General features: G+C 57.5%; 19 protein-coding genes and 2 pseudogenes. 9 read left to right on the forward strand and 12 right to left on the reverse strand.

Going from position 1 to position 19,044, the window contains the following annotated elements; translation table 11 throughout:
* Positions 1-48 precede the first annotated feature (48 nt).
* Together M9920_06045 and M9920_06050 are read right to left on the reverse strand one after the other, a co-directional pair.
* A complete protein-coding gene (locus tag M9920_06045) occupies positions 49-384 on the reverse strand; it encodes a DUF5615 family PIN-like protein (GenBank protein MCO5051847.1) in 336 nt (111 codons plus the stop codon).
* Positions 384-713, reverse strand: coding sequence for a DUF433 domain-containing protein (locus M9920_06050; protein MCO5051848.1), 330 nt, complete (start codon positions 711-713; stop codon positions 384-386). Before M9920_06050 ends, M9920_06045 begins: the two co-directional genes overlap by 1 nt.
* 287 nt (positions 714-1,000) lie before the next feature.
* Here M9920_06050 and M9920_06055 point away from each other — a divergent pair.
* The 3 genes and pseudogenes from M9920_06055 (at position 1,001) to M9920_06065 (ending at position 2,499) form a co-directional block, all read left to right on the forward strand.
* Positions 1,001-1,087: pseudogene (locus tag M9920_06055) on the forward strand (prepilin-type N-terminal cleavage/methylation domain-containing protein).
* Positions 1,073-1,663 (forward strand): DUF1559 domain-containing protein, encoded by a 591-nt coding sequence (locus M9920_06060; protein MCO5051849.1) that lies wholly within the window; start codon positions 1,073-1,075, stop codon positions 1,661-1,663. The pseudogene M9920_06055 and the gene M9920_06060 overlap by 15 nt, the downstream one beginning before the upstream one ends.
* A gap of 122 nt (positions 1,664-1,785) precedes the next feature.
* A complete protein-coding gene (locus tag M9920_06065; protein MCO5051850.1) occupies positions 1,786-2,499 on the forward strand; it encodes a hypothetical protein in 714 nt (237 codons plus the stop codon).
* A gap of 3 nt (positions 2,500-2,502) precedes the next feature.
* Here the strand turns inward: M9920_06065 and M9920_06070 are convergent, their stop codons facing one another.
* From M9920_06070 to M9920_06085, 4 genes are all read right to left on the reverse strand, one after another.
* The gene (locus tag M9920_06070) at positions 2,503-3,570 is read right to left on the reverse strand and encodes a 3-deoxy-7-phosphoheptulonate synthase (protein ID MCO5051851.1); all 1,068 of its coding nucleotides are present in this window, start codon (positions 3,568-3,570) and stop codon (positions 2,503-2,505) included.
* A gap of 128 nt (positions 3,571-3,698) precedes the next feature.
* A complete protein-coding gene (locus tag M9920_06075) occupies positions 3,699-5,279 on the reverse strand; it encodes a DUF1957 domain-containing protein (protein MCO5051852.1) in 1,581 nt (526 codons plus the stop codon).
* Positions 5,280-5,383: 104 nt separating this feature from the next.
* Positions 5,384-6,130: a DUF4912 domain-containing protein gene (locus M9920_06080; GenBank protein MCO5051853.1), complete on the reverse strand. Its 747-nt coding sequence runs from the start codon at positions 6,128-6,130 to the stop codon at positions 5,384-5,386.
* A 538-nt stretch (positions 6,131-6,668) separates the two neighbouring features.
* Positions 6,669-7,571: a LysR substrate-binding domain-containing protein gene (locus tag M9920_06085; protein MCO5051854.1), complete on the reverse strand. Its 903-nt coding sequence runs from the start codon at positions 7,569-7,571 to the stop codon at positions 6,669-6,671.
* Between the two features lie 87 nt (positions 7,572-7,658).
* Between M9920_06085 and M9920_06090 the strand changes: the two genes are divergently transcribed.
* The 4 genes from M9920_06090 to M9920_06105 all read left to right on the forward strand — a co-directional run bounded on the left by M9920_06090 (position 7,659) and on the right by M9920_06105 (position 9,931).
* Positions 7,659-8,279 carry an NAD(P)-binding domain-containing protein gene (locus tag M9920_06090; protein MCO5051855.1) on the forward strand — a complete coding sequence of 207 codons (621 nt, stop codon included), beginning with the start codon at positions 7,659-7,661 and terminating at the stop codon, positions 8,277-8,279.
* A 33-nt stretch (positions 8,280-8,312) separates the two neighbouring features.
* Positions 8,313-9,017 carry a DUF1080 domain-containing protein gene (locus M9920_06095; GenBank protein MCO5051856.1) on the forward strand — a complete coding sequence of 235 codons (705 nt, stop codon included), beginning with the start codon at positions 8,313-8,315 and terminating at the stop codon, positions 9,015-9,017.
* A 31-nt stretch (positions 9,018-9,048) separates the two neighbouring features.
* Positions 9,049-9,423, forward strand: coding sequence for a cupin domain-containing protein (locus M9920_06100; protein MCO5051857.1), 375 nt, complete (start codon positions 9,049-9,051; stop codon positions 9,421-9,423).
* Between the two features lie 76 nt (positions 9,424-9,499).
* Entirely contained in the window at positions 9,500-9,931 is a 432-nt protein-coding gene (locus tag M9920_06105; GenBank protein ID MCO5051858.1) for a DoxX family protein, read from the forward strand.
* Positions 9,932-10,050: 119 nt separating this feature from the next.
* On the opposite strand, the gene M9920_06110 is transcribed toward M9920_06105, so the two are convergent.
* Positions 10,051-11,169, reverse strand: coding sequence for a DNA adenine methylase (locus M9920_06110; protein ID MCO5051859.1), 1,119 nt, complete (start codon positions 11,167-11,169; stop codon positions 10,051-10,053).
* A 17-nt stretch (positions 11,170-11,186) separates the two neighbouring features.
* On the reverse strand, positions 11,187-12,020 hold the full coding sequence (locus M9920_06115) for a hypothetical protein (protein ID MCO5051860.1): 834 nt from the start codon (positions 12,018-12,020) through the stop codon (positions 11,187-11,189).
* 455 nt (positions 12,021-12,475) lie between these two features.
* Between M9920_06115 and fabD the strand changes: the two genes are divergently transcribed.
* Complete coding sequence (gene fabD, locus M9920_06120) at positions 12,476-13,402, forward strand: ACP S-malonyltransferase (GenBank protein ID MCO5051861.1); 927 nt, start codon at positions 12,476-12,478, stop codon at positions 13,400-13,402.
* Complete coding sequence (locus tag M9920_06125; protein MCO5051862.1) at positions 13,403-14,119, forward strand: HAD hydrolase-like protein; 717 nt, start codon at positions 13,403-13,405, stop codon at positions 14,117-14,119.
* A 115-nt stretch (positions 14,120-14,234) separates the two neighbouring features.
* On the opposite strand, the gene M9920_06130 is transcribed toward M9920_06125, so the two are convergent.
* The 4 genes and pseudogenes from M9920_06130 to M9920_06145 all read right to left on the reverse strand — a co-directional run bounded on the left by M9920_06130 (position 14,235) and on the right by M9920_06145 (position 18,991).
* Positions 14,235-15,794, reverse strand: a complete 1,560-nt coding sequence (locus M9920_06130) for a c-type cytochrome (protein MCO5051863.1) — start codon at positions 15,792-15,794, stop codon at positions 14,235-14,237.
* A gap of 526 nt (positions 15,795-16,320) precedes the next feature.
* Positions 16,321-16,437, reverse strand: a pseudogene (locus M9920_06135) (prepilin-type N-terminal cleavage/methylation domain-containing protein).
* Between the two features lie 5 nt (positions 16,438-16,442).
* A complete protein-coding gene (locus M9920_06140; protein ID MCO5051864.1) occupies positions 16,443-17,909 on the reverse strand; it encodes a hypothetical protein in 1,467 nt (488 codons plus the stop codon).
* An 83-nt stretch (positions 17,910-17,992) separates the two neighbouring features.
* Complete coding sequence (locus M9920_06145; protein ID MCO5051865.1) at positions 17,993-18,991, reverse strand: AraC family transcriptional regulator; 999 nt, start codon at positions 18,989-18,991, stop codon at positions 17,993-17,995.
* Between the last annotated feature and the right edge of the window lie 53 nt (positions 18,992-19,044).

Genomic DNA, 19,044 nt, shown 5'->3' on the forward strand with positions numbered 1-19,044 from the left:
GATTGTCTTCCACTACTTTTGATTTACTGGGCGGCGGTTCGGATTTTTTCATGGCCGGTTCACGCGGAGCAGTTGACCCGTCAAGGAAGTTTGCGCGCTGACGACGGCGTGAATTCGTTCCGCTTGTCCCGCAAAATCCGGGTCAACCGTGCAGACAATGATGCCCGCGTGGGCCGGGTTTGTCTGGTGCAATCGGATGAAGTGGCGGCGGTTCAGTGTCAGCACCACGCGCTTTTCGGCGGTGGCAAATTCCAGTACCTTGTCATCCGGCAAGGCTTGGTCAGCTTTGCCGGTTTCTTGGATGGTCAGCACGTCATGGCCGAACGCGCGGAGCTTTTCGACAACGGGCAGCGGAAAATTTTCATTGGAGTAGAAGCGCGCCATCAATCGGCCTCGTTTTCTTCGATCTGCCGGCTGATTTCGTCGCGATGCGAGCGCGCATACGCCCAGGCGTTCGCCAAATCTTCCGCGCGCAAAGTCGGATAGGAACGCAACAGTTCCGCTTCGGAAACTCCGAGCCGGCGCGCCTGTGCCAGCATCCAGACGGGAATCCGGGTGCGCACGATGCACGGCTCGCCGCCGCAAACGCCCGGACGGCTTTCAATACCGGGGAAGGTATCGCTCAAATCGCTGGCCGCCCAACGCAACAATTGCGCCTTCTCGGCGCGCGTGAGTTTGGCGAAGATTTCTTCGGCTGCTTCCAATGCGCTCATAGAACGTTGGCAATCTAAAAGCGAGGGGGAGGTTAAGCAAGACCACTTCACGCCAGCGCCAGATTGTCTGCTAAAACCTTCGATTTACCAGATGGCGGTTCGGCGTCGTTGGCTGAGGACTGAGGGTGGTCAGCTAAAACCTCGATTGGCTCGTAAAACGGATCCTGTTGCCCCAGCGCGGGTTCTGACAGCGCACTTGAGGGAACGTGGAACGAATGCAGGATTTCCTCAAAAAAGAGTGGTGCAATTCCGGCAGGGCTGTGGTAGAAGTTTGGCTCGTCCGAGCCATGAAAACCACCAGCGCCTTTACGCTGATTGAATTGTTGGTTGTCATCGCCATCATCGCGATTCTGGCGGCGATGCTGCTGCCGGCTTTGGGCCAGGCTCGGGAAAAAACGCGCACGATTACTTGCTTGAACAATCTGAAGCAATGGGGATTGGGCACGCAAATCTACGCGGCGGAAAATAACGACTTCCTGCCGCAAGACGGATCGGCCAGTGGCTCATCCACGGAACACGGCTGGTACATTGATCTCCCGCGCGCCTTGGGAATCCCCACGTACGCCCAGGTCGCCTGGCGTACCAATGCCGCGATTGATCCGGGACGCACCATCTGGATTTGCCCGACCAATCCGCGACGCAGCAATGGCGCGAACCTGTTTCACTATTGCCTGAACCGTCACGTCAATCTGACGGGCGTTGGTAATCGGGTGAAAATTTCCTCCATTCCGCGACCGAGCGCGACCATCTGGTTGTTCGACAACGGCGGCGCGGCCCCGGTCGCACAACAGAACAACGTCCATTCCAATCTGCACTCGGCGGGCGCAAATTTCACTTTTCTGGATGGGCACTCGGCGCGGTTCCCCAACCGAGAGTATTGGGATTTTCCGCGCAACGTCGGTCGAACGAACAATCCGGATTTGGTCTGGATTCCTTACTCGGTTTGGTAATGGTCCGAAGCACATACACGGCATTGAACCAATCTTCGCCTTGGACAACTCGCCCCGGATGACGGCAACGATTCGCAAAACCGTTGGCATTTTCACGACACGGATTATGCTTCGCCCAGTCAATGACACTTCGCTACGCCAATGACATGCAAGTCATCCCAACGCCACACGGGCTGCGCTTCCAACAAAATAACGTGGTGATCAGCGAGCTGCGCACTTCGCCCGGTCCGACGCATAGCGTGTTCGATATTCTGGCCGCCCTGGTGGTTTTGCTTAAGCCGACGAGCGCGACGGGCCTGCTTGGTTTCGCTGGTGGCGGCATGATGGCGCCCTTGCAAGCCTTGGGCGGGACCACGCCGCTAACGGCAGTGGACTTGGATCGCGCGAGTTACGAATTGTTTTGCCGTCACTGTCCGCAATGGGTGGATCAAATCCACTGGCATCACGCCGAAGCCGCCGCCTGGTTACGCGGGCAAAAGCGAAAATTCCAGCTTCTCCTGGACGATCTTTCCATTCCCACCCACGACGACGTCATCAAACCTGAGATTTCCTGGACCGTTTTGCCCGGTCTGATTCAGGAGCACTTGGCTGCCAATGGTTGCGCTGTTTTCAATCTGGTCTCGCCGCCGCCCGGTGGTTGGAGCAATGGCTTGATGAAGATCGCGACGCTCTTTCCGCAAACGTACCTGCTGCACCTGGAGGAGTTTGAAAATCGTATTGCGGTTGCCGGGACCGGGCTGCCCGCGCCACGGCGCATGGGACGACAACTGCAAAATTTATTGCGTAAATTGCGCTCGCATCAGGCGGGTCGCGTACGGTTGCGTCGCTGGAAATAAACGTCAACCAGCGGCAGCAGCGGTCACCGCACCGAGTTGCTCGTGACCCCAGCGCAACATGCGTTCCGTCGTTTCCCAGTTGATGCACGCGTCGGTGATGCTTACGCCGTACCGCAACTCCTTGACCGGGCGCGGGAACGGTTGATTGCCTTCATTCAAATGACTTTCCACCATCATGCCGATCACCGACCGCGTGCCCTGCACCCGCTGGGCGATGACGCTGTGCCACACCTCTTCCTGGCGGGTGTGTTGCTTCTCCGAGTTGGCGTGACTGCAGTCCACCATGATCACTGCGGGCAGATTATGTTTCCGCAGGGCCGCCTCGGCGGCGGCAATGCTGGCAGCGTCGTAATTGGGGCGCGTGCGGCCGCCCCGCAAAATGACGTGTCCATCCGGGTTGCCCTCCGTCCGCACAATGCTCGTCGCGCCGTCTTGATCCATGCCCAAAAAGCTATGGTGATTGCGCGCCGCGCCCATCGCGTCAATCGCCACCTGCAAGCTGCCGTCGGTGGCGTTCTTGAAACCCACCGGCATCGAAAGTCCGCTCGCCATCTGCCGGTGCGTCTGCGATTCCGTGGTGCGCGCGCCAATGGCCGCCCAACTGATCAAATCCGAGATGTATTGCGGTACAATCGGATCGAGAAATTCCGTCGCCGTGGGCAGGCCCATTCCCATGATCTGCGCCAGCAACCGGCGCGCAATTTTCAAGCCTTCCTCGATGTTTTCCGATCCGTCGAGATAGGGATCATTGATCAAACCTTTCCACCCAATCGTCGTGCGCGGTTTCTCGAAATAAACCCGCATGACAATTTCCATGCGATCCGACAGCTCCTTGCGCAGGCCATTCAGGCGCTGGGCGTATTCGAGCGCACTCTTCTGATCGTGAAGGGAACAGGGGCCAACCACCACCAGCAGGCGCGGATCTTCCCGGCGGATGATGCGGATGATGCGTTCCCGACTCGTGACCACCGTTGTTACCGCCTCCGGCGTGGCCGGGAGCAGCGCCTTGATCGCATTCGGCGAGGGCAGGCGGACAATTTCGCGCACATGAATGTCTTGCGTCTTGAACATGGCGTCTCAATATACCCGGCCCGTTACGCGGAAAAAGAAAAGAAATCAGTCAGGGCGCTCGGACGGGCGGGCAAAAGAACTTGGGCGCACACCAATTCCAAACGGTTTCCGATGGCGCTTCCGGGCCGTCAGGCTTCCGCCCAATAGCGCACGTTCACGTCCGCAAACAGATTGTCGTGCGACTCCAACTCGGCGAGCCACGGTCGGTTTAACCGGCGCGCGCGAAGCTGGGCGTACAACTCATTGAACCGGCGCAAATGCGTGACCACGCGCCGGCGCGCATATTCCGCACTGGTTTTTGTGGACAACATAAAAGACCAGTCGCTGGCCTGAGCGAGCAATAATTCCCGCGCCGCCTGTTGCAATGCGCGCCGCTGCCAGACGCCCGGACGCGGATGCTTCCGGACCAGTTCACTCATCCGCTCTTGCGCCGGTTGCAGATGCCGGTGCATCCATTCGTTGCCGTCGTTCAACCAGACCCGATAGTAACCCGCGTCGCCCCAGCTCGAAGCGGAAGGCATGGCCACCTGGTGGGTGGAGTGCAGCTCCAGATATTGCCCGGGCGTGATCAGCCCGAGAATTTCCCGCTGCTTGACGGCGCGGCGAACCAACCGATCCAAAAACTCCGGCCCTTCATACCACCAATGACCGAACAGCTCCGCATCATACGGCGCAACGATCAGCGGCGGGCGATCCAACATCGCCCCCACCTTTTGTATTTGCGCCACCCGCGCGCTTAAAAAATGTCGCGCATGTTCGGTCGTGGCCGCACTGGCCGCCGCCGGATCGTAAGGTTGCTTCTCCTGGTGACTGCCGGTGATGCGATAATATTTGATCCCGGTAAAACCGCGATGCTCGGGCGAAGGCAGGAACGGTCGGACGTAATCGAAATCCAGATCAAAGCCGATGTCGCGATAAAAATCACGATAGCGCGGATCGCCGGGGTAACCTTCCGTTCGACTCCACACCTGGCGCGATGATTCTAGATCACGACCAAACACAGCAACTCCACTGGGCGTCAAAATAGGCGCAAACCCGCCGAATCGAGGCCGCGGTTTGGCGTGCAGCAAACCATGCGCATCCACAATAAACCAGCGCACCCCCGCCGCCTGCAGTTGGGTTTCAAGGCCATCGCCGTACGCGCACTCGGGCAGCCAGAACCCGCGCGGATCACAACCAAAACATTCGCGATACTGATCGCGCGCCACCATGATTTGCGCCCGGATTGACGGCGAATGATTCACCATCAATGGCAACAAACCGTGAGTTGCGCCCGTGGTGATGATTTCAATCTGCCCCCGCTCTTGCAGCCGACGAAATCGTCCCACCAAGTCGCCCTGCAATTGCCGGTAAAGTTTTTGGGCAGCCGTCAGTTGTGCGTAATACCCTTGCGCCAGCCGGTGAAATTTCGGTTCGCGACGCGTCCGCTGCAGCTCCTTTTTGGCCAGGGCGACGAGCGCTTCCAGCCGTTGCGCGTAACGCTCCTGCAATAGCGGGTCTCGCAACATGGCACATAACGTCGGGGATAAAGTCAGCGTCAAACGCGCGCTCAACCGGTCGCGATGCCAACCCTCCAAAACGCGCAACAGAGGCAGATACGATTCCGTGATCGCCTCGAACAACCAGCTTTCTTCCAGAAATTTCGGATGCTCCGGATGCCGAACGAACGGCAAATGCGCGTGGAGAACAATGGCAAGATAACCCGGCATGGCGACAAATTTACACGGCCATCATTACCCGAAATCCGCCACCGCCGGAATGAGAAAATCCATCTTGAACCAAAATCGCCATTGAGATCAGCGGTGTAAAAAATTCAAACCGCCCTGGACCAGGAGGAAGTCGTCGTGGAACTGAAGCCGCTCGAACCGAAACTTGTCGCCCAATCGGCCCAACTCGTCGGATTCGAAAAACCCATCAGCAAAGACGCAATGGCTGGAGTTGAACTGAGATATTCCCTCAGAGCTTGCTCTTGTTGCTCATCCCATTCCCGTTGGGGTTGAATCAAAGCGAACGGACGCCCGCGCGGGCGGATTTTTGCCAACGCCGCTTCCAACGCATGACTTTTTGTCGGGCGACGGTTCATCATGGGTTTTATCTCCGCGCGAGTCACCGGCCCGGGAACCTTGGCAAACCTTACCGTGGAGTCCGCAGCCATCTGCGCCGCCGGCGTGCGTTGCGGCATCGAAAAGAACAGCGACTTCCAGCGGCGTCCAGATCGGTAATAACCGAGTTCAACGCGATAAACCGCATCCGCGACTTCAACGTGAACGAACCAGTATTTGGATTCCGGATTTACGTGATACTCGGCCACGGGCGAAGTGGCGGGAGCCGCACCATGCACGCGCAACACCAGATGCCGATCCATCGCACGCGCGTTGTAGCGAAATTGTTCCTCCCGCGGCAGATCCCAATGCGCATGCAACCAATGTGGATCACGCACCGTCAGGTAAAGCTTTCTCGTGCCGTAAGATTCCGGCAAGGCCGACGCGGTTTGGCCCGTTTGCGACCCAGCCGTTAACCCGCCGGCCGCTCCGCTGAACTCGAGCGCGTCATCTTCCATCAGAAAATTAGGCAGCTTTTGTCGCGCAACTCTTCGTGTGGAACGCACCATTCGCGTCTGGCCGCGACCTTGAGTGAGTCGCCGCTTTGCCACCACTTTACGCGACTTGGTTTTGACTCGCGCGGACTTGGCGGTTTTAGTTTGTGATCGTTTCGTGCGTTTGAGCTTCGCTTGAATTTTGGCGTGCCCGGTTTTTTTAACCATCCGCCGAGGCGGTTGGGCCGCCGGGAACTTTGCCTTGGTTCGGGAACGGAGCGTGCGAGCGACGCGCGGCTTCCGGCTCTTTTTATTCGCCGCCCCGGCGCCTTTGGTTTTGATCTGGACACGGGAACGGCGTGCCGCCGACTTGGAGACTGGAAGGGTTTGCTTTCGCTTTGTTCCCACTGACCCGCGCTTCATGAAATTACGCACCGAGACTAAAGCCAGAACTCACCGGGTGCAATGTGAAATCCCAATACCTGCAGAATACTTCCTGAGGAAGAAACCCGTTACCTCCCGCGCCACTGGAGAAACGGGGGGCGGTAAAGCATCGCTGAGTTCAGTTCCCCGGTTTGCCCTTCGCGGAATCTCGCGCAACCCGCAAAAATTGTTCGGCGGCGGACGTTATTCGTTTCGGCAACCAAGCCGCGCCAATCACCAGCGGAGTGGGGGCGGGAGTGATGGGGATGAGTTTGATCCGCGGGCCCGCCGTCAACTCCAGGCTCTGCGGCAGGATCGCAACCCCCGGGCCGATCTCCAGCGCCGTCACCAAACCGACTCCGTCGTCACATTCTTCAATAATGGGTGGGCGCGCTTTGACTCCGCCAAACAGCGCTCCGAGATAGGCATGATATTCGGGATACTCTCTCCGGTTATACGCCACCAAGGAATGGTTTTTAATCTCCTTCACTGAAATCGAACGAAGCCGGGCCAGCGGATGATTGCTGCCGACCGCGAGTCGCAGCGGATCGCGGGCGAACTCCTCGAAGTGCAAGCCGCGCAGCATGGCGCGGGTCGGGCGAACGAGAAAGGCGAGCTGTAATCGGCCGCCGTGCAGACCGGCCAGCATTGCCTCGGGCGAGAGGTCATGCAACCTCACCCGGACGCCCGCGAATTGCTTTTGAAACGCGCGCAGGGCCGGCGGCAAAAATCTTACCGTGGGCATTGGGGCGTAACCGACGTTCAGTTCCTCGCGCCGACCGGAAGCGACGGCACGGGCGGCTTCAACCGCCTCATCGGCCCGCCGCAACACCGCTTGCGACTCGGCCAGAAAAACCCGACCCGCTTCAGTCAGGCGCACGGATTTGGCGCTCCGCTCCAGGAGGAGAAAGCCGAGTTCGTTCTCCAGGTCCCGAATCTGCCGGCTCAATCCCGGCTGGGAGACATGAAGTTTCAGGGCCGCTCGCGATACATTTTCCTCCTTCGCCACGGCGACGAAATAACGGAGGTGACGCAGTTCCATGCGCGATTGAGCATACCCATTGGTTATGCTGAGGCAAGAATCATGGTCTTTCTCAAAACCCGATCGGCTGCGGCATAATGCTGGCGTATGAAAAATATCGCTATCATCGGTTCCGGCAACATCGGCGGCAATCTCGCCCGCCTCTTTGCCGCGAAGCACAACGTCACCCTGGGTTCGCGTCATCCGGAGCAGACCCGCGCCAAATTCCCGGGCCTCTCGGTCACGGACTACGCCCAGGCTGCCAAGTCCGCCGACACTGTAATTCTCGCCGTGCCGTTTCCCGAGGTCGCGGCGGTGGCCGCCAACATCGGCGGTCTCGCTGGAAAAATCCTCGTTGATGTCACCAATCCGCTCACCCCGGACTTCATGGCGCTAACCATCGGTCACACGACATCGGCGGGCGAAGCCGTGCAGGCCGCCTTCCCGCAGGCGCACGTCGTCAAGGCGTTCAACACGGTGCTGGCTCAGGTGCTCGCGAAGGCGGTTTCCGGCGCGAAGTCGCTGCCGTCGGTTCTGGTCGCCGGCAATCATGCGGCGGCGAACGCCGAGGTTGTGCAATTGGCCCAGGATGCCGGTTTCAGCGCGTTTGACACTGGCCTGCTCACGAATGCGCGTTACCTCGAACCCGTCGCCGAGCTGACCATTCAACTCGCCTATGCGAAGGGTCATGGCGGCGAGGTTGGCTTCACATTCTCACCCGTCAAGTGAGGATCGTCATAACCCATAACCAAACCAAATCCCATGAACAAATTCATCATCACCACACTGGCCTTGGTCACTGCGAGCTTCGGCTCGTTCGGTCAAACCATCGAATGGGAAGGCAAGGAGTTTGAGCTTTCCCAGGTGAACGCCTCCATTGTCATCCTCAATGGCGAGAAGGTCTTGAAGGTGGAGCGCGACCTGAAGAGTTTGCCCTTTGACATCAAGAATCTCGCGCAGACCGTGGATGAGCCAACCTATGTGAAACTGAAGGGGCTGAAGTTCAAGGACGGTGTGTTCGAGGTGAAGATGTTGAGTCGGATTCAAACGCCCTCGCCATTTCCGATGGCGCAGGGATTCATCGGCGTCGCCTTCCGGGTCAATGAGAGCAATTCGGCCTTCGAATCCATTTATTTGCGTCCCCGAGTGGGCAGGTCGGACAACCCGGCGACCAGAAATCACACCGTCCAATACTTTGCCTACCCGGATTACAAATTCGACCGGTTGCGAAAAGAATCAAACGGCGAATTTGAAACTCGGGCGGATGTGGGACTGGATGAATGGATCACGATGAGAATTGAAGTTGCTGGCCGCCGCGCGACGCTTTATCTCAATGGGCAAAAACAGCCGACGTTGGTTGTGAATGAAATGAAAGGGAAGCCGGAGGCCGGCAGCATTGGCCTTTGGGTGGATATTGGAACGGAAGGTTATTTCAAGGACTTCAAGATCATCTCGACGACCGAGTAAACGTCGCTCAACCCTGCACTCAGAGTTCCTCATGCCAAGCTCGACCTTTCTTCAACTGTATGCCGACGAGAACGGAGTCTCTCGGGTCAACCTCGACTTCACCCAAGAGTTGGCGGTGGTCGAGTTTGCGCCGCCGGCGCCGCCCATGTTTGTCTCTCGCGCGGCGGATGCAAAAGCGTTCGTGACCGTCGAATTGCCGGTCGGCTGGCATGGCGGCTGGCATCCCAGCCCCACGGAACAATGGGTCATCTGCCTCGCCGGCGAGATGGGGTATGAAGCGGGCGACGGAACCAAGTTTACTCTGCGTCCGGGCACTTGCATCCTGACCACCGACACTCGGGGGCGGGGCCATGACAGTTGGAACGCCGGCCCAGCGCCCGTGCGCCTCGCCCTCGTGCAACTTTAGCAACCATGAGGCGTTCGTTTGCCCGGGCGACTGCTATTACCATGTCAGCCTGAATACACACTCAATCTTAAAATAAATGAAGATACGTAAACTCCTTCAGCTCGATTTTCTTCCGCGCAGCACCGATGTTGGCCTGCTTGTACTGCGACTGTGGCTCGGGCTGTCGCTCCTGCTTCTGCACGGTTGGACCAAGCTCAATAATTTCCCGGAGATGGCCGGCAAGTTCCCGGATCCGATTGGCCTCGGCGGCAGCCCCAGTCTGACGCTCGCCCTCTTCGCAGAAGTTGCTGGCGCGCTCTTGATCATCGTCGGTGCGTTCACTCGCGCGGCGGCCTTGGTCCAGACGTTCCTGATGAGCGTCGCCTTCTTCGTCGTACATAAGGCCGCCCTCTCCGGTCCCGCCAGCGGCGAACTCGCGTTCATCTACCTCGGCAGCTTCGTAGTGCTGCTGGTCGCCGGTGCGGGCCGCTTCTCACTTGATGCAAAGCTCGGAGCGAAGAAAGAGTGAGCCACAGCTGTCTCAAGCAAGAATCATAATTTTTCCCCATCGCAGGCAGAGGCCACCAGCGGTCACGCTGATGACGATAATACAATCCGACTGGGCGAAAACAACGCGATGGATGCGGTTCAGGATTTCTGAATTAAAAAAAGGAACTCTCTATTGGGCGTCTCGGCCTCAGAAATCCACTCGTTTGTCCAACGCATTCCGGCCATGACGTTCTTCCGGTAATCGATCTCCAATACTTCGACAACTCGACCAACTGACGAAATCACCTGGTTCAATTCCTCCGCAGTCGCGCGTCCGCCGGAACTATAGGAAAGGATGATGTGCTGTACGCGAACTTCGCGCAGCAATCGTGCAATCGCCTCGACCGCGAGAAAGTGGCCTGAGTCGCCACGCCGAAACTCCTCGAAGGGCGAACAAGCCACCGTGTCTGAAGTGTCCACACGTCGCTTGGCCTTGCCGAACACCGAGGGTCTGTCATTCAGGCAAATCGTCGTCCATAAATGGTAGTAGGCAGCGTAGCGTACCCGGGATGGGGGCATCTTCTCGTTGTTTGAGCCGTAGGGTGGATCGAAATAGGCGAGATCGGCTTCGGCTTGCGGCAGCACGTCAAAAATGTCGCCCCGGTGGACGGAATGCTTTTCCGTGTGCGGAATCAACTGCGGCACTTGCAGGTGCAGCTTGTTGTAGGAGCGCGGAGACCAGTCGTTGAGGTATGAGGCAAAGTGACCGAGTGTGCTTTCCACTTCGTCCAGTGCCAGAACCAAGCTCGACAGCAAGACGGCCCGCTCTATATCCGCGACCGGGAGCCGGTCAATTTCCTCGCGGATGGCATCCAGTCGCCTCGTGTTATGCTTTTGCCACGGCTTCTTGAGGCCGTCATCGCTCACCGAGCAACCGCCATTGGGTTCGCCACCGTAGTGTTCGGTGAACCAGCCATCTCGTCCAGGTAGTGCGTTGAGATGGTCAACCAGCGGTTGGTAGTGTTCTGGCGAATGCGTATTGAGCAGGTAGCACTTTCCAAAAATCTCCGACCACACCGAAAGATCGTTAGCGATGACACGGTGGCCAGTTTGCGCCAATGCCTGAGAAACCCGTGTTGTGCCGGAGAATCCGTCCAGCACGGTGTGCGGTTTTACCTTCCGAACCAGTTGCAGGATGTAGGGCAGCAGCTTGAGTTTTGAACCGGCGTATTTGATCCCTTCGGTCGTGGGGGCATCCACCACGATGTCTTGGAACAAGTTGAGGGTAGAGGTGCTCATGCCAATTTCGATTGCTTCTTCTGCTTCTCAATATCCTGTTTGAGCTTTTTCAGTGCGGCCGCATGGCCCTGGCTCGTGGCCACGAGAGCAAGAGAAAACAACTTCACAAGGACAAGATTGTGCGCGTAATCAATCCAGCCGTTGGTGACGCTTTCAAAATACTTCAGGCCGTTCTTCGTGTGAGTCCAGAGTCCGCGTTGCAGCGCGTTGGCTGTCGCACTCCCGTAGCGCACTTCGCAAACGTAGTCGCCATCGCCGTCATAGAATCGAAACACTGGATGCTTGCGCCCATGCCCAGCCTCCTCCAAGGCGATGCGCGTCACCTGATTTCTGGCAGTTTCGGAGTCAAAGACCAGGATGTTGCACCGCTGTTTTTTCTCGTCGTAGATGAGCGGCAAGACATTCAGGCTGCCAAACTCAGCAAAAACAGGATTGTTCCAAACCTTTACCAGTGCCCGGCCCTCAATCAGTGTTCCCAGCGCCTGGAGTTTTGGAAACATCTGAAAATTTTTGTCGGTGGAGAGTTGCAGTGGTCCATCTCCGTATGCCTTCAGGCTGACGGGAAACTCTGCCTTCGTGATTTCATTGATAATCTTGATGTCTTCTTCGTGCTCTTTGGCCCGATAGAGGTCTTTGCCGACATGCACCGACTTGAAGTCATACATGAACTGATTGATGAACTCGGCAATCGCAATTTCCGCCAAGTCGCCGTGCGTCTTGTTTCCAATCAATCGCATCGTGAAGATGTTGCTCAACGTCGTGGTGACAAGGCGTGGATTCTTGCCGATGAGCAGCTTCAGCCGGGCGGTGAAATCTTTATAGGGCGACATGAGGGAAGTTTTATTAAGTTCAAGCCTTTGCGTAAAGTTCGCCATCCTAGCTCACGAACTTGCGGAATTTTTCTTTCATTTTCTTCTACGGAGCTTCCTGTTCGGTTTCGTCTGGTTCAGCGGCGTATTCGCGGACATCTCCGATGATCTTCATCGGGCAAAAGTTAGGGTTACACACGGGGTAGAAGTCTGCGGCCTTGGCGCACTTGCTGCGGAAATGCCGAGTCCATTCTCCTTCTTAGAGACGATAAAATACTGACGGTGACGCAATTCCATCACCGCCAGTATTGCCTCAAGGTTGTGTTGAAACAAGGATCATGGTTTTTTCCATTGCGAGCCGCGGGCGCCGGTAGTCACGCTGATGGTGATGCAACAAATATCCCACTGTTGCGTCCGCCCTGTAAATCTCTCCTTTAGTTGCTCCTTACGTTTGTGTTTAATGCCCGCCCGATTTTATGAACAAAACCGCATTGCTGTTCGCCGGACAAGGCGCCCAAGTCGTCGGCATGGGCAAAGATTTGGCCGCCGCATTCCCCACCGCCCAAGCGTGGTTCGACCGCGCCAACGCCGCGTTGGGTTACGACCTGACCACCATTTGCTTTCACGGACCGGATGCCGAATTGACCAAAACTGAAAACGCGCAACCGGGAATTTTCCTGGTCAGTTGGATCGCCTTTGAACTGCTCAAGGAAACCGTTCCGAACCTGAAGTTTGACGCGACGGCCGGTTTGTCGCTGGGTGAGTTTACCGCGCTGACGGCGGCGGGCGGATTGAGTTTCGCCGACGGGTTGCGCGTGGTGCGGCAGCGCGGGCAATTCATGCAGGAGGCTTGTGAAACCACGCAAGGCGGCATGGCGGCCATCATTGGTTTGGACGCGGCAGCCACGCGCGCCGCTTGCACGGAAGCGGGAGTGACTTTGGCCAATCTGAATTGTCCCGGCCAAATCGTCATTTCCGGAGCAACGGACCGCATCAGCAAAGCCTGCGAACTGGCCAAAGCCAGGGGCGCGAAGCGCGCGATCCCGCTGCCCGTGGCGGGTGCGTATCACTCGCCACTCATGGCCGGCGCGCAACCCAAATTACAGGCCGAACTCGAGCGCATCACTCTTTCCGCGCCATCAGTGCCGGTGATTTCCAACGTCACGGCGGAGCCACACACCACTCCCGATCAGGTGGCGGCGCGTTTGATTGAACAAGTGACCTCTTCCGTGCGCTGGGAGGATTCCATGCGTTACCTGCTCGCGCAGGGATTCACGCGCTTCATCGAGCTGGGGCCGGGCACCGCGTTGTCCGGTTTCATGAAGCGCATCAACAAAGAGGCGCAACTGCTGAATGTCGCCGATGTCGCCAGCCTGGAAGCCACGGCACGAGCACTGAGCTAAATGGTCAAGCTTGTTCTCTTCGATATTGACGGCACGCTGGTTCACACCGGCGGCGCGGGCGTCAAAGCTTTTGCCAAAACCTTCGCGACCGAATTTGGCCTCACGCAGGGCATGGAACACATGCGTTTTGCGGGCGGCACGGACATCGGCCTGGTGCGAAAGTTTTTTCACTTGAACGGAGTTGCTCCGGACGCGGCACACTTCGAGCAATTTTTCGCGAGCTACGTTTTCTGGCTGGATCACATCTTGGCGCACAGCGAAACCGCCACCTGTCCGGGCGTCTGGGAATTGATCCGCGGCCTCCAGTCCCTGCCGGACGCGCCCACGCTGGGTTTGCTGACCGGCAACATCCAGCTCGGCGCGGAAATCAAGCTGCGACATTTCGATTTGTGGTCGGAGTTTGTCATCGGCGCGTTCGCCGACGATCACGAAGCACGCGATCAAATTGCGCGCGCGGCGCAGTGGCGCGGCTCAAATCTGCTGGGCCGCCCACTACGGGGCGAGGAAATCATTGTCATTGGAGACACGCCTTTGGACATCAAATGCGGTCGGGCGATCGGCGCAAAAGTTCTCGCCGTGGCTACCGGTGGCGCAACGCGATCCGAACTGCAACTCCATGCGCCGGACTGGTTGGTGAACGATTTGCGGGAATTAACCGCTGCGGAAATCTGTCGTCCGTCGGCGGGAACTCCACCTCCGTTACAGTTCGAACCATAGCCGCGACGGATCGCGGGGACTGGACGACAGACCACATCTGAGGTTCCGGTAACCCGAAGCGTCAGCGGTCTGGCACTCAACGGCTCCGGCAAAATTATGTCAGGCGCGCGCCAAGTCAGGGTTGGGCAGCGAGGGTTGGCGGTAATTCCGGCGGGCGCATCCGCTGACGCGTCTCGGTGAGTGATTCCAAAAATGCTTTCAAATCGGCCAAGTCCTGCGAGTTCAAGCCCAAAGATTGCAGATGGGGTGATTTGACGGGGAACAGCGGGTCATTTTTTTGATTCGCGCGCGGACGTACCGTGGGCATTCCGGCGTTATACATGTTTAACACGCCATCGAGATCAAACAGGCCGTTGTGCATGTACGGTGCGGTGCGGGCAAGGTTGCGCAGCGACGGCGTTTTGAATTTGCCCACGTCCGCCGGATCCTTGGTGACTTCGTAACGTCCCAAGTCCTGGTACTTTCGTCCGTAATAGGTCAGGCCCAGGTTGTGGAATTTGCCGTCAGTGAAGTTAGGCCCGTTGTGGCAGTTGGCGCAGCGCGCGTCGGTACGAAACAAGTGCAGGCCGCGGAGGGCTTCATCGCTGAGTGCGTTGGTATCCCCGCGCAGAAAGGTATCGAACTTGTTGCCGCGACTCGTCACGGTGCGCTCAAACGTGGCAATGGCTTGGACGGAGCGTTCGAGCGTGACTTCGGGGGAGCCGAACGCGGCGGTAAATTCATCCCGATAACCCGGAATTTTATTGAGGTTCTCATAAACAAAATGCTCGCTGGAGTGCATTTCGTCGGCGTTGTTGACCACGTCTGCTGCCTGCTTTTCAAGTGACCCGGCGCGACCGTCCCAGAACAAGGTTGTGTTGAAAGCGCTGTTCAAGATGGTGGGTGCGTTGCGCTTAAGCTCCAGGCGTTCGTGTCCGAATGAAACCGTGCGCCCATCGGCAAAACCCAGGTCAGGATCGTGACAGCTCGAACAACTGATTTGTCCCGAACCGCTCAAGCGCGGATCGAAAAACAGTTTTTTGCCCAGCTCAGCCTTGGCAGTCGAGTAAGGGTTGTTCGTGGGAAAAACCACGGGCGGGAGCAATCCCAGCTCTTCAAAGTACGGCTTCACGTCCTCATCCAAGGTGGGCGTTGGCCAGTTTGCGATCGGTTGGGAATAGGCCGCTCTCAATTCGCGAGCCAGGTTGCGGTAGTCGTCATCCGATAATAATTTTCGCGGTACTTTACGAGTGGTCGGAGTTCCGTCCACGTCCGCCCCGGCGTTCGCGTCCTCTGACGATGCGGAATCCGTGATTGGTGTTCGCGACGCGGTCGCGCCGACCCGGGCTTGACGCTCGGCCGCGCGCAATTCCGTTAAACGCTCCTTCTGCGCGGATGTCAACAATTCGGCGATGCGCCGATTCGCCAGGCGCGACTGGTCATTCAAGTTCAACTGCGCGGCGCGCAATTTATCGGGTGGGACATTGGTGGCTGCCGCCGCGCGCACCGCGGCTCGCGCCGCTTCGTAGCTGTCGCGAATTTCAAACAAGGTGTCGCGCTGAGTGCTGGTCAATTCCAGTTCATCAGCAAGATCCCAGACCTGTCGGGGGGCGGCGGTTTGTGGTGTGGCCGTGGTCTGACTGAAGGTGGTGAGCGCCAGCCAGAGCGGGAGCATCAGTAGAAAACGCAGCATCATGATTCAGTGGGGTGGATGGTTGGGTGGCACTTCAGAGTTCGCGATTTTCAGTGTGACCGTCGAGGTAAAGCCAATTGATGCGCTTCTTACTATTGTGGGGGTAATACCAGTTGACCCGGTTGGCGACGGGCGGGCCGCTGTTGATTTCAGGAATATTATAGACCGAGGGCTGCGTGTAACAGTAATTGTCCCACACGACAAAGGTCTGCGACATTTTTAAAAATGCCGCCTGGCTGCCGCTCTCGCGCACGACGTTTTGCGCGCGTGACCAGGCATAGTTCACGCCATTGGTGAGAACCTTGCGCCCGGCGGGACACATCCAGACACGATTCGTCGGGCAATACGGTCTAAAGTAATACGGCAGGCTGTTGGTGTCCGTGCTGTAACGGTAGTTCGACTTTCCCAACATGACGCTCGTTGGCAGCTTACCGTCGAAATCCTCGTTGTAGAGGTGATACACGATACCAATCTGACGCAGATTGGATTGGCAATTAACCTGATAGGCCGCGTCCTTTGCTCGCGCCAGCGCCGGCAACAGCAGGGCGGCCAGAATGGCAATAATGGCGATCACCACCAGCAACTCAATCAACGTGAAACCCGGTCGCGCCGAAGGGCGACCGGGTGACACAGCAATGGACCGCATCCGTCTCATGGTTGACCGATAACCTGATAATACGCGGCGCCATTGGTGGCTGGCAACACAAGGAAGTGATCCGTCAAACCTTGCGCCACGTCCACCCAATCTCCTTCCACCAGATCGGTCCGCTGCTGCACAGTGAACGGCGGGTAACCGCCATCCCAAGAGATGCGAATCTGCTGATCTGGCTCGGGCGCAATTTTGATGCGAAACGCAGCCAGATCAATACGAATAATGGTGCCATTATTGTAAGCTCCACCCGCGGTCAGCGGATAGTAGATGTAGTGCCGCCCGTTTTCCTCGACGAGGGTGCCGCTGCCGAAAAAGCCGGAGGCGCTGCCAAGTGATTCAGGTCCCACTGGGCCGCCCAAATCAGCCAGTTTGGTGACGGTATTGGAAGCGATGTTGTACTTCATCACCGTCCCGGCGGTGGAGGTTGGACTGGTGGCGTTGGCGCCGCCCAAGCGATTGATGAAATACAAATCACCACGAAACTCGGTCAACCCGCTGTAACCGGGGCGCGAGCCAATTTCGAGCGCCGTTGCCTGAGGAAAGCTGAACAGATTCGTCCAGGTGTCGGTATCAATATCGTAACGAATGATCGCTCCGGGAGAATCGTTGGGACCGGTGGTGGTGAAGTAAAGCGTGTTGTCGCCGACCAAGGTGGGGGCCAACGCGGGGAATTGCGTGTAGCCGCCCGGCAAATCAATTACCCGGGAAATCACCGCTTCGCCTTCGGCATCGAAAGTCAGCCGTCCCAAAATTCCCGCTCCCAGCGTCAGTCCCTCAGTGGCAAAAGTGCTGCCACCAGTAAACGTGGTGAAATACCACCCGTTTGTTCCCGCCGCCGTAAAGCCGTCAAATGCCTGTCCACCAAGCTGCGGACCATCAAGATTGGTTACGAGCGACGTCAGGCCGCTGTTCAAATCGTATTTTACAATTGTGCCACGATTAGAAATACCGCCACCCGAAGTCGTGGCCCACAATTCATCTCCGATTCGGATCAGGCCGCTGCGCGACGTGGCCCCGGTTTGCACTCCGTTCGCACGGTTCTCCGCGTTGTTTTGCGGAAAGTCGTAAAGCACGGTGACGATGCCATTGGTCAGGTTGATTTTGGCAATCGTCCCAGCGTTTCCCGTCCCACCGCTCTTGGTGGTGAAGTAACCTTCATCATCAATGACCAACAACGAACTTTCTGGCGAGGCCCCTTGATCGTTGCCCAAACTGGCCACCACCTCCACCTCGTGTGTTACCAAATCGTAACGCGAGATGGTGCCACGGGGATCAAACACACCGCCCTTTTCCGTAGTGAACCACAGGTTGGTCCCGACCTGCGTGAGTCGGTCCAACGGCCCGCCCGGCCCACTGTTCGCAATATTCAAATCCGCCATCTTCTCGACAATTTGCGCCGGGCCGGTCAACGGGATGAAATTCAAACCCAAGGCCATCAGCGCAACGTGTAAAAACAACTTTCTCATAAGTCCGGAAGCTTAAAAAACATCCGGCGTCCCGGCTTCTGGTGAATTGCGAAAGGTTGTCGCCTCCTTGCGCCCGAAGAATTTCAGCTCCCCGGCTTCTTGGCCGCGACCGATTTCTGCGTGGTGGTCGCCAGCGGGTATAATCCGGGACAACAACCAAAAGTTTCCTGAAACGTGGTGCTAAAGTGGCTTAAACTGCTATAACCCACCTCATACGCCGCTTCGGTTACGTTATACTCGCGGGATTTCAGCAACTCGGCGGCGCGTTCCATGCGCAATTGTCGCAAATACTGGGTGATGGTCTGGCCGGTTTGCGCCGAAAAGATCCGACTCAGATAGAAATGACTGCAACCGATCTTCTTACCGAGTTCCTCCAAGGCTGGCGGCGCGGCGAGATTTTGTTTCAGTAGAAATATGACTTGCTCCACCCGTTCCTGGGCCAGCCGCTGTTGGCGCGTGCAGAACAATTCCTGCTCGGGTGGCGGTTGAACAAAAAAGGTGACGGCCAGTTCCAACGCCTTGCACTGATACCAGATCGGCTGCGCGGCGGCATAGACGGGCGGTTGCCGCAACGTAGCGATCAACTGCAATTGTGGAGCGGTCAAGCGCTGCGGCACGCCGATGGTGGTTTTGCTCGTGCGATCCTCGACGGCGGCACGGACCAGCGGATGCAACATGGCCTTGGCCTCGGTCAAATGCTGCGTCAAAAATGGGCAGGAGAACTCGACCGTAAGAAAAGTGTGCTGCTCCCCAGCCGTCCGGCGTGCTTCCAAGGCGTCTTGCTGTCGGAAATAGAATCCGGCGGTCTTCGGAGCAAAATTGGCGCGCTGCCGCCCGGCGGTGACGTAGCCGTGCCCGTGAAGATTCAGGCAGAGTTCAACACAGTTGGGATGAAATGTTGCCGCCCAATCAAATTCACGACGCGCCATGAAATCGTGCCACTCGAAACTGTAGCCAACGCCATGGAAGCTGCCAAAAAGCGGCTGCCAGCCACTGCCAATATCCCGCCAGGCGGCGGATTCCGAGAAATCTTGCGCCGGCGGGTTGGTCGCGTTTGAGTGGGAATTTTGGTTTGCACCCATGATGCCAATGTAGCGCATCTTCCGTGAAGAACGGGGCGCTGGCAAGCAACCAA

This window comes from Verrucomicrobiia bacterium (assembly GCA_023953615.1).
Taxonomy (GTDB): domain Bacteria; phylum Verrucomicrobiota; class Verrucomicrobiia; order Limisphaerales; family JADLHS01; genus JADLHS01.